Origin of the sequence: Pseudoduganella sp. RAF53_2, from assembly GCF_052113985.1 — a bacterium.
In the GTDB taxonomy this organism is placed as follows: Bacteria; Pseudomonadota; Gammaproteobacteria; order Burkholderiales; family Burkholderiaceae_D; genus Rugamonas.
The window spans coordinates 1-13,828 of the sequence record NZ_JBFRDW010000074.1; the positions used below are offsets into that span (position 1 = coordinate 1).

Consider the following 13,828-nt stretch of genomic DNA (forward strand, 5'->3'; position numbering starts at 1 on the left):
ACCTGGAACTGCTGCATGCCGGGATCGCAGCCAATATCACCGGCACCCACGTGCTGCCGCGCGACGGCAAAACCGCCGGTGTGGCCGACTTCACCGGCACGCTGGATGGCTTCGACATCAAGACCATCGGCCGCTACCTGCCATACAAGACCCCCGAGCATCTGCGCACCTGGCTGAGCGGCGCACTGGAAGACGGCACGGCGCGCGAAGTGAGCCTGCGCCTGCGCGGCGAGCTGGATCACTTCCCGTTCAAGGACGCTTCGCCGGATAAGGCGAAAGGAGAATTCCGCATCGCCGGCAAACTCGATGACGCCAAGCTGAATTACGACCCGACCATGTTCGCCAAGGACGGCAAGTCGCCGCTATGGCCGCAAGCCGAGAAGATCAAGGGCAGCTTCCTGTTCGACCGCGCGCGCATGGAAATCAAGGCCGACACCGCGCGTACCGCCGGCGTTGCCCTGGTCAATGTGAAGGCTGTGATTCCCGACCTGACGATTCACGAAAGCGTGCTGGATATCGATGGCACAGCGAATGGTCARCTGAACGAATTCGTCAAATACATGGCGGCCAGCCCGGTACTGGAATGGATCGGCAACTTCACCGAAGAGACGACCGCCACCGGTCCGGCCAAGCTGGCGCTCAAGCTGCATATGCCGCTCAATCACGCCATCGACACCAAGGTGCAGGGCGCGCTGTCGCTGCTGGGGAATGACATCGCCTTGTGGACCGAAATGCCGACCATTCAGCTGGCCAGCGGCAAGATCGAATTCAATGAGCATGGCGTGAACCTGAACACCATCAATGGCACCTTGCTGGGCGGGCAGTTGCAGGTGTCAGGCGGTTCGCAGCGCGACAACTCCATCCAGGTCAAGCTGGGGGGGACGGTGACAGTGGATGGCTTGCGCAAGGCGTATCCGACGCCTGCCATGCAGCGCCTGGCTTCCCACCTGAGCGGCAGCACCAGATTCAATGGCCTGGTGGTGGCGCGCGAGCACCAGTGGCAGATCAGCGTCGATGCGAACATGGTGGGGGCAGGCCTGGACTTCCCGGCGCCACTAAAGAAAACCGCCAGTGAAGCGATGCCGCTGCACTTCCAGCTGAACGGCGGCGCGCCAAACGAGGCTGGTCTTCAGCGCGACGACATCCGCATCACGCTGGGCAATGCGATCGCCGCCCGCTATCACCGCGAACGCAAGGGGCACGTACCCTATCACCTGGTCAACGGCGGCATCGGCGTCAATGTGCCGGCGCCGGAACCGGACAGCGGCATGATGATTCAGGCCAGCCTGAAATCGCTGAATGTGGACGACTGGATCGACGTCGGCAGCGCCATTGCGGGCAATGAGCTGCGCAGCGCCAATGCAAGCGAAGGCCCGGACCTGTCGCAATACGTCGTGGCCGATACCCTGGCTGCACGCGCCACCGAGCTGACCGCAGGCGGGCGCAAACTGGATAACGTGGTGATCGGCGCCAGTCACCAGAAGGGTGTCTGGYAAGCCAGCATCGATTCGCGCCAGGCCACCGGCTACGTGACGTGGAACGAGTCGGCATCCGGCCGCGGCGTGGGCAAGGTGACGGCGCGCCTGTCTTCGCTGATCATTCCTGAATCGCAGGCCAGCGAAGTGAAGGACCTGCTGGAAGCTTCGACCACCTCGCCGACCATCCCTGCGCTGGACATCGTGGCCGAGCGCTTCGAACTGTTCAACAAGCCGCTGGGCCATCTGGAACTGCAGGCGTATAACGCGCTGATTACCAGTTCGCGCGAATGGCGCGTCAGCAAGCTGGCGCTGGAAAATCCGGACGGTGAACTGCATGGCACGGGACGCTGGGTCACCAAGGATGGCCAGCACACCACCATGCTGAACTTCGACCTGAACATCAACGATGCGGGCAAGCTGCTGGAGCGTTTCGGCTTTGCCGACACGCTGCGCAACGGCAAAGGCAAGCTGAGTGGCGATATTTCCTGGCACGGCCTGCCGTATTCCTTCGACTCGCCCAGCCTGGCAGGCAACCTGACCTTGAACGTGGAGAAGGGCCAGTTCCTGCGCCAGGACCCGGGCGCCGCCAAACTGCTCGGTGTTCTGAGCCTGCAAGCCTTGCCGCGCCTGTTGAAACTGGACTTCCACGATGTATTCTCGGATGGCCTGGCCTTCGACGGCATCACCGCCAACGCCGTCATCAATAAAGGCATCGTGAAAACCGAAAACCTGAAGATGCACGGCGTGCAGGCCACGGTGCTGATGGATGGCACGGCCGACATTGCAAACGAATCGACCAATCTGCATGTAGTCGTGATTCCTGAAGTGAACCTCGGCACGGCACCGCTGGTGTATGCGCTGGCCGTGAACCCGGTGATTGGCCTGGGCAGCTTCCTGGCTCAGCTCTTCCTCAGTGCGCCGGTGATGAAAGCACTGACCTACCATATGCAGGTTACCGGTCCATGGAAGGCGCCGGTGATCACCAAACTCGACGCCCCGAAATTGCCGGAGCTGTTGTCCGCTCCGAGCGCCAGATAAGGAGAGGCCAATGCCTATCGTTGCAGCCGTCCAGATGGTTTCCACGCCGGTCGTGGAAGAGAATATCGCCACCGCCCGCAGCCTGATCGCGGACGCCGCCGCCACCGGCGCCAAGCTGGTCCTGTTGCCTGAATACTGGGCCATCATGGGCCTGAGCGACAGCGACAAGGTGGCCAGGGCCGAGCCGCTGGGTTCCGGTCCGATTCAGACTTTCATGGCCGAGATGGCGCGCGAACACAAGATCTGGCTGCTGGGCGGCACGCTGCCGCTGGCATCCGACGATCCTCAGCGCGTGATCAACACGACCCTGGTCTACGATCCGCAGGGCAAGCATGTTGGCCGTTACGACAAGATTCACCTGTTCGGCTTCACCAAGGGCAGCGAGTCCTACGACGAGGCGCGCACCATTGTGCCGGGCAAATCGGTCGGCACAGTTGAGACAGCGGTGGGCAAGGTTGGCATGTCCGTCTGCTATGACCTGCGCTTCCCGGAGCTGTACCGTGCCATGGGGCCGGTGTCGCTGATCGTGGTGCCGGCCGCCTTTACCTACACCACCGGCAAGGCGCACTGGGAAATCCTGCTGCGCGCACGCGCCATCGAAAACCAGTGCTATGTGCTGGCGGCAGCCCAGGGCGGGACGCACGTCAACGGCCGCCGTACCTGGGGGCATTCCATGCTGATCGACCCTTGGGGCGAGGTCAAGGCGGTGCTGGCGGAAGGCGAGGGCGTGGTCAGCGGCGAGGTAGACGATATCTTCATGCACGGCGTGCGCGAGAGCCTGCCAGCACTGAAACACCGGACGATGTAAGATGCCGGTAACAACCAAAACGCAAAGAATTCCAATATGAAACCATTCGAACCGAACATGACGGCTCTCGCAGCCGCGCGCGATATTTTGCTGACGCCTTTCGGCCTCGATGAAGCCAAGTTGCTGAAGGCGCTCGGCAGTATGTTCACCCACAAGGTCGATTATGCCGACCTGTATTTCCAGTTCACGAAGAACGAGGGCTGGAGCCTGGAAGAGGGCATCGTCAAGACGGGCTCTTTCTCCATCGATCAGGGCGTCGGCGTGCGCGCCGTTTCGGGCGACAAGACGGCCTTCTCTTATTCCGATGAGATTTCCGAAGCGGCCCTGCTGGATGCTGCAGCCGCCACGCGCACCATCGCGCGCGCGGGTGCGGGCAAGGTCAAGGTCGCGGGCAAGATGAGCCCGACCGGCGGCCGTTCGCTGTATCTGCCGAACGATCCGCTGGTGTCGCTGGATGCGACGTCCAAGGTCAAGCTGCTGGAAAAAGTCGAAAAGATGGCGCGCGCCAAGGACCCGCGTGTGGTGCAGGTGATGGCTGGCCTGGCCGGCGAATACGACGTGGTGCTGGTGGTGCGCAGCGATGGCGTGCTGGCAGCTGACATCCGTCCGCTGGTGCGCGTATCGCTGACCGTGATCGTGGAACAGGATGGACGCCGCGAAGTCGGTTCGTCCGGCGGCGGTGGCCGCTACGAGTATGGCTACTTTACCGATGCGATCCTGGAGCAGTATGCGGAAGATGCGGTGAAGTCGGCACTGGTGAATCTGGATTCTCGTCCTGCGCCTGCCGGCCCGATGACTGTCGTTCTCGGCCCAGGCTGGCCGGGCATCCTGCTGCACGAAGCGATTGGCCACGGCCTCGAAGGTGACTTCAACCGCAAGGGTTCGTCGACCTTCTCCGGCCGTATCGGCGAGCGCGTTGCCGCCAAAGGCGTGACCGTGGTGGACGATGGCACGCTGAAGGACCGCCGCGGTTCGCTGAACATCGACGATGAAGGCAACCCGACCCAGTGCACCACGCTGATCGAAGACGGCATCCTGAAGGGCTATATCCAGGACACCATGAATGCGCGCCTGATGAAGATGCCGGTGACCGGCAACGCACGCCGCGAATCCTTCGCCCATCTGCCGATGCCGCGCATGACCAACACCTATATGCTGGCTGGCGACAAGGACCCGGAAGAGATTCTGGCATCCGTGAAGAACGGCCTGTATGCGGTGAACTTCGGCGGCGGCCAGGTCGATATCACCAACGGCAAGTTCGTGTTCTCGGCCAGCGAGGCGTATATGATCGAGAACGGCAAGGTCACTTATCCGGTCAAGGGCGCGACCCTGATCGGTAATGGTCCGGATGTGCTGAACCGCGTGTCGATGATCGGTAACGATATGAAGCTGGACCCGGGCGTGGGCGTGTGCGGCAAGGAAGGCCAGAGCGTGCCGGTGGGCGTTGGCCAGCCGACTCTGCGCCTCGACGGCGTGACCGTCGGCGGTACCGCATAAATGGCGGATCAATGATCCGCCCTACGACGTGCCACCAATGAAAAAGCCGCCCGTTTGGGCGGCTTTTTTGTAGGGCGGATCATTGATCCGCCTTGCATCAGAAGGCTACGCGCACGCCCACGTTCACGCGTCGGCCCACATTTTCCAGCGTCAGGAATTGGCTCTCGTTGTCGGCATATTCGTGCATGCGCGAATTGGCGAGGTTGATGCCGTCTGCGTACAGCGCGATGTGCGGCGTAACGTTGTAGCGCAGGCTGGCATCGGTCTGGCCGTAAGCCGAACGGGTACGCGGCAAGGTGCTGCCGCCGCCGCAGTCCACGGCGAAGTGATTACGCCAGTTGTAGCTGACACGCGCCATGAACTTCTCGTTCTCGTAGAAGACCGAGGCGTTGTACGACTGCTTCGACAGGCCAGGGTAGCCGCAGGAAGACGCGGCAGTCTCGTCGTCGCGCTCCGCCTTGGCATCGACGAAGGTGTAGTTGGCCGACACGCCAAAGCCCTGCAGCCAGGTATAGCCGCTGTCGAAGGCATATTGGCCCGCCAGTTCCAGACCCTTGATCTTGCCCTTCTGGCCGTTGCGGATACGGGTGTCGTGCACCACTTCGGTGTACTGCGGGATCTTGATATCCACCAGCTTCTGCTCAAGGAAATCGCGCACGCTCTTGTGGAAGACGGCCGCGCTGACGTAGTTGGTCTTCGACAGATACCATTCATACGACAGATCGAAGTTGGTCGACTTCATCGGCTTCAGGTAAGGATTGCCGCCGCCGGTCTGCACGTCGCCATAACGGCCGCCGTAGGAGTTGTCGACACCCATCTGGTTCAGCGTCGGGCGCGTTTCGGTTTTCGACGCACCGAAGCGCAGAATCATGTCGCTGGTCAGGTCGTACTTGAAGTTACCGGAAGGCAGAACGCTGTTGTAGCTGTTCTCCACCGAAGTGGCCGTGGCCGGACCCCAGTTCAGGATGTAAGTGGTGTCGTTCGGGCTTTTGGTGGCGGACAGCAGCACGCGGCTGATACCCGAAGAAGTCGAGTTCACGTGCACCACGCGCACACCCGCGTTGGCGGACCAGTGTTCGCCCTCCCACTTCGAATCGACATAGAAGTTCGAAACCTTTTCCTTCACCTGCCACATCGATGGCTTGGTGTAGTCGATCGCCATCGGGCCGTTTGGATACTTGGTCTTGTCCAGATACGATGCCGGATCGTTGGAGAAGGCCAGCACGGACGGCTGGTTCAGGTAATTCATGTAGGCCTGCGGATCGAAACTCAGGTAGGCGCTCGGCACCTGTGCGTTGCCGCCAAACGGATTACCCAGCGGCGTGACCGTGAACAGGCTCGATGGCAAGGCGACGTGATAACCACTGAAGGCATTCCACGAATCGCTGCTCCAGCTGGTGCGGCCAACCTTGCGCTGCTGATAGCCCAGGCCGGAATCGATGCCTTTGAAGAAGCCCATTTCATGCTGCCACGAGACGTTGGCGCGGCCTTCCTGCAGCGAGTCGGAGAAGCGCAYGTCGTTGTTCGACACGGCGTGTGCAAACACCTTGCTCGGATCGGCGATGCCGTCGCCGAAAGTCAGCGTCGGCGTGGAGCCGAAGGTCAGTACGTCGCTGTTCTGCGGCACCATGCCGGCCACCACCCACATATCCGGCTGGGTGGAAGTGGTGCGCGATGCATTCACGTCCGCCTCCACTTTCAAGTCGGGCGATACGGTCCATTTGGAATTCAGGCCGCCGGCTTTGGTGATCGAGAGACGGTCACCGCCTTTCACGATCATGTCGTTCGAGTTTTTGTCGGTGAGCGTGCCGCCCACCAGCGCCGGATTGTTCGCGAAGAACAGCGCGCCGGGACGGATGAAGCTGAGCACTTGGCCATTGGCATCGGTCTTCACGCCGACCTGCGTTGGATTGTTCCAGTCGCTGATGGCGATGACGTCGTTGCGCTGGTTAAGGCGCGAATACAGGGCGTCCGCGGTCAGCTTCCAGTTCTCGGATGGGTTGTATTGCGCCGTCAGGTTGGCGACCAGGCGTTTGCGCTTTTCGTTCTCCTGCTGGAAGCCGTAGCTCTGCGGCATATACAGCTTCTTGGTCGTGACGTCGGCCATCGTCAGACCCTTGGAGTTCGCATCGCCGTTGATGATGGCCACATCGCGGTAATTCCAGGCGTCGGTAATCGCCTTATTCTGCTTGGATGCGCGGTCGGTGTAGGAGACGGAACCTGTAATGCCAAAGGTCTTCTCGGCGTTGGCAAAGGAGTACATGCCGCTGACGTTCGGCGTGTTCTTGCGCGAGTTGGAGTCCCAGGAATCGAAGACGTTGACCACGCCGGAGCTGCCTGCCTTGCCCGACAGCGGGCGTGCAGTCTGGATGTCCACGGTGGAACCGATACCGCCTTCAGGCAGGAAAGGCTGCGAGGTTTTGTACACCAGCGCTTTGGAAATCAGGTCCGATGACAGCAGGTCGAAGGAGAACTCGCGGCCGCCGGTGTCGCTGGTCAGCGTGCGGCCGTTCACCAGCACGTTATTGAATTCCGGGCCCAGACCGCGCACGGAAATATAGCGGCCTTCGCCGTTGTTACGCTGGATCTGCACGCCCGTTACACGCTGCAGGGATTCGGCGATATTCGTGTCCGGGAATTTGCCGGCGTCTTCAGCCGACACTGCATCCACAACGCCTTCCTGCAGGCGCTTGGTCATCAGGGAAGAGGCGAGCGACGCACGAATGCCGCTCACGACAACCTTCTGTTCAGGTTCAGCATTGGGCTCGTTGCTGGTTTGTGCGAGGGCACAGGTAGAAATCAGGATATCGGCAATGAGGGCTGCCAATATGGTCTTGCGCATATCGAATTTATGCATACTGTTTGGTCTCCGAATATTCTTATTGGGGATGCAGTTAGGGCTGCATGGAGGCCATCGTACGTAGCGCACGAATTACAAACTAATCATTTATTTACTATTTTATATGCCGAAAACATATAACTACATGGAGGGATGTATGCCAAAAAGGCCGCTGAATCAGGGCGTGATCGTCACAATCACGCGTTTGTAGCGGGTCAGCGGCGGGCTGCCTTTGTCGGTGACTTTGAGGATGAAGTGGGCGGTTTCTGACTTGGATACAACAGGTGCGGTGAACCAAACGGTATAAATATTTTCCGCGCCGTCGGTTTTGATCGGCGTCTTCCAGCTGCCGGCTTCCGGGTAATGAAACCACAGGAAGCTCAGGCTGTCGCCGTCCGGATCGGTGCTGCCGGCGGCACTCAGTGCGAAGTGTTCGCCCGACTTGACGGTGATGCGTTCGGCATCTGCGAGTGCGGGAACGGGAGGATGGTTGGCGGCTGCATAAGGCTTGGTGGTCCACTCGATGCGCGCCGCAAAGTCGTTCTGGAACTCCTTGCGCCAGCGCCAGATGGTGGTCTTGAATCCGGTGAAGACCGTTTCGGAAGCGCGGATATTGCGGCCATATTCGTTGCCAACCCAGGGCGTGTAAGCATCAATGGCGTTGGTCCAGATGGCATGCGGCTCGGGAAGGATAGGCACGCCGCCATTGAATCCCTTCGTATCCATATTGTCCAGCGATGGAAGGTAGAACTCATAGCGTCCACCCCAGCCGCCCCAGTCGGGATGTTCGGGTGCGTTGAGTCCATTGGGAATCAGCGCGAGGAAACTGGGCGTATCGCCTTCCACGCCATAGCCGGTGTCCGGGTAAGCCGCGCCCAGCGGACCGTGGCCCTGCTGGATATGCCCGGCGATCCATGCGTTGCTGACTTCCGTGTTGTCGTTGCCCGGCTCGGCGACATTCATGCCGCCCCAGGTCGCCGCGCCATATCCGCCCGGGCTGACAATGTAGAACAGTTCAGGGAAGCTGCTGCGTAGCCAGATGCCTGTATCGTCCTGATCGGAGATCGCATACACGCGCAGCTTGCTCACCAGCCTGGCGGTTTGCGCCGGCGTATGCGTTTGCCGGATGCGATACAGGGCCTGCGCCAGCGTATTGGCGCCGCCCCATACCGATACCCATAAGGGGCGCGCGTCCGGCCGCTCCAGCACCTTGATGATCCAGTTTGAACCTTGCGAATCCTTGTCTTCGCCAACCCCATTCATGCCATAGACCGGCAAGCCTTGCCGCACCAGCGCCGTAAGTGCGGCCGCACTTGGGAAGCCTTTCTCGTGTTTCAGCAGATTAGGCTGCACGCGGCCGTAAGTGCTGATGATGGCGCGTATCGATTCCGGCGCCACGCGCGACTTCTGGTGCACTGAAGTCGTGGCGATCAGACCCTCGATGTCGATCTGGTTCGAATACAGCAGCAGGCGTACCAGGGACTGGCTATCGTCCGGATCGGCCTCGATATCGCTGAGAACCAGCAGCCGCTGTTTGGGCGGCTGCGGAGATGCTGCCGCGCTGCCCGCCAGTGCCAGCGCAGCGAGGGCTGTCACGGCGGCGCGCTTCATGACTTGTACACCTTGAAGCTGTGCGGGGCGATGGTCACCTCGGTTGGCGGCGCGCCTTTCTTCAGCACGCGTACTGTTGCCGGCACGTCGTTGAAGGACTGGATGATGTAGGCGCCGTTATCATACGTGAACAGGCTGACACCGGCAGGCGCCTCGATGCGCACAGGCGCGTCGGCCAGCAGGTATTGCTTGATGCTGTTGATGACGCCCACCGGCATGCTGTACAGATCCCCGATATTGCTGGGGATATTGATCACGTACAGAATGCCTTTGCTGTAGCGGTTCATCAGCAGGATCGGGAAGCCGCGCGCACCGGACACGCCGCGAATGATCGGCCATGCGTCATTGGTGAAGTAATGCAGCTCGGGGRAGATCACATCGCGCGGCGCCACCTTCGGGTCGTCGCGCAGCGATTCGCCATTGCCGGCGCCGTAGCCGTTGTAGTAGTCGTTCAGCGCGACTTGCTGGCCGGTGGCATAGACTTCAAGCAGGTCCTGGAAGCCATGATCCTGTGTGGCGCGCACGAAGCCCGAAGTCACGAAGACGTTCTTGCCAGCCTCCAGCTGCTTGCGGACCTTGGCGATGATGTCCTTGTCCGTAGCCGCGGCTTGTGTCAGCAGCACAGTGCTGGCTTCCGCCGGGAAGCGCGCACTCATTTCGAGCGGAATGCCGACGTTGCCGAGGTAGTTGTGCAGGAAGTCTTCGCCGGATGCGTGCGGTGGGCGGTAGCTTGCCAGGCCCGTAGGATTGCCAAGCTGACCGAGCACTTCATCCGCCTGTTTCAGCGCAGCGTGCGCGGCCAGGCCCCAGCCTGCGGGCGCGACCGCATTCGGATTCGCCGCCTGCCAGCCGGCGACGATTTGCTTCCAGTTGAAGGACGTGTCCTGATCGCCCCATGGCCGCTCGCCCGCCACCGCGGGCTTGTCCTCAGCCATCGGATGCCAGTTGAATAGCGTGATCTCGGGCGGCTTGGCGAAAGCCGTGTCCCACAGCTGCTCGGCAAAGCGGTCGAGGTAGCGGGTGGAATAAGTATCGACCCAGCCACCGCCGTTCTTGCCGTCGCGGCGCAAGGTATTGTAGTAGCGGATGATCGAGTAGGACTCATACTGCTGCAGCAGCTGGTCCGTGATGATCGGGTCGCGCGTTTCGGTGCCGGTGTAGATGCTGTCGAACATTTCCGGCTGCTTTTCGAGATCGAAGCCCAGGCCATGGAAGTGCTCGTACCAGTTCGGATACTTGATTGTCACCTTCACTTTCGGATTCGCGGCGCGGGCGGGACCCAGCACGATGTCTTGCGAAACCTTGCGCATGGTGTCGATCCGGTACTGCGTCCAGCTGCGCTTGCCCTTGGCCTTGATGTCGGCGTCGGACTTCGAGGTGTAGAAGAAGAAATCGTCCAGGATGATGGAGTCGAAATGGCGTGCCGCCTGTGCCATCGCCTTCTTGCCCATTTCGCGGTCTTCCGGCTTTTCGTAATCGAAGGTCATGAACTGGCCGTTGAAGCCGCCAGCTGCCATCGTCACGCCGCCCGCGACTTCAATGCCTTTGGCAAGGAAGGCCTTCTTCACCATTTCGATTTGTTCGTCGGTAGCGAAGCGGTTGTCGCGGTAGGTTTCGATGTAGACCTTGTCGAACGGGACCTGGTTCATTGCGCGTGCGAACTGGTGCTCGAACACGGCGGGATCTGCCAGGCTTTGCGTCACGTTGACGGGAATATAGATCGCGGTCCTGAAGTGCTGGTACTGCCCCGCACTGGCGGCACCGGCAGCCAGCGCGAGAACGGCGGTGGCAACGGCGTATCGCATGGCGTGCCCTTTCATTTTCCAGCTACCTTGAGCAGACCTTGCGCTGCCTTGGCCAGTGCCGTATCGCCGCCACTTGCGCTCAGCGTGCCCTTGGCGTTGTCCCAGCGCAGGCGGGTGACGCTGCCCTTGCCTTTTTCGTAGTCGTAGGAGACGCCATCGTCGTCATACAGCGCGAACTCGCCATCCTTGCCGGGATAGACGCGGATCTCGGCGATCGCCTGCTTGCTTGCGGTGGACTGCACGTCGGCGCCGATCGGCACGATGGAGCCGGCACGCACGAAGACGGGAATGCGCTCGATTGGCGCGGCGACCTTCACCCACTGGCCGCCGGAGAGTTTTTCGTTGGTCCAGAAGTTGTACCAGTCGCTGCCTGCGGGCAGATACACCTCCTTCTCCGTCTGGCCTTGGGCGGTAACCGGCGCAACGAGGAAGGCGGGGCCGAACATATACTGCGTGCCGATATTGGCGACGTTCGGATCGGCAGGGAAGTCCATCCACAGTGGACGCATGAACGGTGCGCCGGTGTCGTGCGTGAACTTGGCCTGGCTGTAGAGATAAGGGATCAGGCGATAGCGCAGGCGGTCATACTCGGCCAGCACCGCTTCCGCCTGTTTGCCGAATTCCCAGATCTCGGTGTGCTTGCGCTCACCGTGGATGCGCAGCGTCGGCAGGAAGGTGCCGTACTGGAACCAGCGCGTGAACAGTTCGGGATAGTCGTTGTTCTGTCCCACGGTATCGCGCGCGTCGGATGGATCGAGCAACGGTGTAGCCGTGATGCTGGTGGTCTGCGGCAGATGCTGCCAGCCACCGATATCGTTGCCCCAGTAGGCGATGCCGGAGGCGGTCATGTTCAGGCCAGTCGGCACCTGGCGCGCCAGCGCTTCCCAGGTTGGATTGATATCGGAAGACCAGAACAGGGCGCCAGTGCGCTGTGCGCCAAGATAGGCGGCACGGGACAGGATCAGCACGCGCTTGTTCGGCTTCCATTCGCGCATGCCTTGCGCCGCGCCTTCCACGTGCATCAGCGGGAACAGGTTGTGATAGCGGTCGCCCGAGCCGATCGAATAGAAGAAGCCATCCGGTACCAGGTCCGGTTCCGTTTCGTCCAGCCATGGATAGTCGAAGCCGTGCGACAGGATATTGTCGCGCGCCTTCTGCCAGTACCACTTGCGCGCTTCCGGATTGGTGGCGTCGATCAGGCCACCCGTACGGTCGGAGCGGAAGGGCAGGCCATCGACCGAATTGCCGTCCTTGTCCTTCAGCAGGAAGCCTTTGGTATCAAGCTCGTTGAAGTAGCGGCTGGAAGTTTCGAAGCGCGGCCAGATCGAGATAATGGACTGCATGCCCATATCGTGCAGCTGCTTGTTCATGCCATCGGGATCGGGGAACTGCGCTGGATCGATGTCCAGCTGGCCCATGCGGGTCCAGTAGAACCAGTCCACCACCATCACATCCAGCGGGTACTTTTTCTGCCGATAAGTGTTCGCCACGCGCAGCACTTCCTGCTGGCTGTCGTAGCGGGCTTTCGATTGAATCAGGCCAAAAGCAGCCTTGGGCGGAATGGGCGTCTTGCCGGTCAGGCGTGCGTAGCCGGAATAGATTTCTTCAGGCGTCTTGCCGGTGATGACGAAGAAGCTGACACGCTCGCCCACATTGGACTGGAAGCCCATGCGGCCGTTCACGCCAGCCACAAAGCGCGTTGCCGAGGCGTTGTCCCACACGATGCCATAGCCTTTGGACGACACCATGAAGGGGACGCAGACCGATTCGCCAGCCGGCGCGTCATACCAGTGCTTGCAATCGAGCGTGCGGCCGCGCAGGTCCAGCGGGCCAAGCGATTCCTGGTTCTGGCCCATACCGTAGTAATGCTCGCCGGCTGGCGCCGCGAAGGATGCGCCGACCTGATAAGTTTTTTCACCAGCGACGGTTTGCGGCGACATTTCCCAGCCGGTCATCTTCAGCACAGTGTCGCCGGCAGCGTTCTTCACCTGCAGCGCRACCTTGGCCAGCGCGGGCGCGAAGTATTTTTCGCCCATGCTCGGCACGTGCGGCGCTGGTGCGGCATCGACATGCAGCGCGAGGGCAGGGGAGGTGAAACTGTCACCTTCCTTGCCTGCGGCGTGCTGGAAGGGCTTGTTGTCCGCGCCGGCCGGCAGGATGCCGAAGCCGGGGCCTTTCAGCGTTTCCGCCTTGTCGGCGGCGATGGTGACATGGACGATGTTGGGACCGTAGGCTTCGACCGAAACCCAGGCGCCTTCACGGTCGAGGGTTTTGATCGGTGCGGCGTGCGCCGCCAGAACCATGGACGAAATGGCGGCTGCAACGGCCACCTGCATGCTTTGCTGTCTCAATCCTGCCTCCAGGCTGTTTTAGGTTTGCGCTTATTGTGGCGAGGGCCTTACGCCCTTGCAATTACGAAAATCACCAAACTTGGGAACGTTTTCATAAACTCTTGTAAATGCGAATGATTTGCATTAGCATTAATGCTTTAATCGTAAGCCAATTTACCATGAGCCCCCAAACCACCCGCCGCTGGGCGTGGATTCACAAGTGGAGCAGTCTGGTCTGCACCGTCTTCATGCTGCTGCTGTGCGTGACGGGGTTGCCGCTGATCTACCACCACGAAATCGGCCACCTGCTGGGCGATGATGTGGAGGCGCCCGTGTTGCCGGTGAACACACCGAAGGCCAATCTGGACAAGGTGATCGCAGCGGCGTCGGCTCTGCATCCGGGCAAGATAATGATGTACATG

8 protein-coding genes are annotated in these 13,828 nt (G+C 60.9%); 4 read left to right on the forward strand and 4 right to left on the reverse strand.

Annotated features, from left to right (window positions below):
* The 3 genes from AB4Z11_RS06915 to tldD all read left to right on the forward strand — a co-directional run.
* Nucleotides 1–2,516, forward strand: a 2,516-nt coding sequence (locus AB4Z11_RS06915) for a YhdP family protein (protein ID WP_442023759.1), incomplete at its 5' end; no start/stop codon positions are given.
* Between the two features lie 10 nt (nt 2,517–2,526).
* Nucleotides 2,527–3,324, forward strand: a complete 798-nt coding sequence (locus AB4Z11_RS06920) for a carbon-nitrogen hydrolase family protein (RefSeq protein ID WP_442023761.1) — start codon at nt 2,527–2,529, stop codon at nt 3,322–3,324.
* Nucleotides 3,325–3,360: 36 nt separating this feature from the next.
* The gene (tldD, locus tag AB4Z11_RS06925; RefSeq protein ID WP_442023763.1) at nt 3,361–4,821 is read left to right on the forward strand and encodes a metalloprotease TldD; all 1,461 of its coding nucleotides are present in this window, start codon (nt 3,361–3,363) and stop codon (nt 4,819–4,821) included.
* A 97-nt stretch (nt 4,822–4,918) separates the two neighbouring features.
* On the opposite strand, the gene AB4Z11_RS06930 is transcribed toward tldD, so the two are convergent.
* The 4 genes from AB4Z11_RS06930 to AB4Z11_RS06945 form a co-directional block, all read right to left on the reverse strand.
* The gene (locus tag AB4Z11_RS06930; protein WP_442023765.1) at nt 4,919–7,678 is read right to left on the reverse strand and encodes a TonB-dependent receptor; all 2,760 of its coding nucleotides are present in this window, start codon (nt 7,676–7,678) and stop codon (nt 4,919–4,921) included.
* Nucleotides 7,679–7,837: 159 nt separating this feature from the next.
* Complete coding sequence (locus AB4Z11_RS06935) at nt 7,838–9,271, reverse strand: nucleoside hydrolase-like domain-containing protein (protein WP_442023767.1); 1,434 nt, start codon at nt 9,269–9,271, stop codon at nt 7,838–7,840.
* Complete coding sequence (locus AB4Z11_RS06940; RefSeq protein ID WP_442023769.1) at nt 9,268–11,076, reverse strand: hypothetical protein; 1,809 nt, start codon at nt 11,074–11,076, stop codon at nt 9,268–9,270. The genes AB4Z11_RS06935 and AB4Z11_RS06940 overlap by 4 nt, the downstream gene beginning before the upstream one ends.
* A gap of 11 nt (nt 11,077–11,087) precedes the next feature.
* On the reverse strand, nt 11,088–13,427 hold the full coding sequence (locus AB4Z11_RS06945) for a glycoside hydrolase family 31 protein (protein WP_442023771.1): 2,340 nt from the start codon (nt 13,425–13,427) through the stop codon (nt 11,088–11,090).
* 158 nt (nt 13,428–13,585) lie between these two features.
* Between AB4Z11_RS06945 and AB4Z11_RS06950 the strand changes: the two genes are divergently transcribed.
* Nucleotides 13,586–13,828, forward strand: a 243-nt coding sequence (locus AB4Z11_RS06950; RefSeq protein WP_442023773.1) for a PepSY domain-containing protein, incomplete at its 3' end; no start/stop codon positions are given.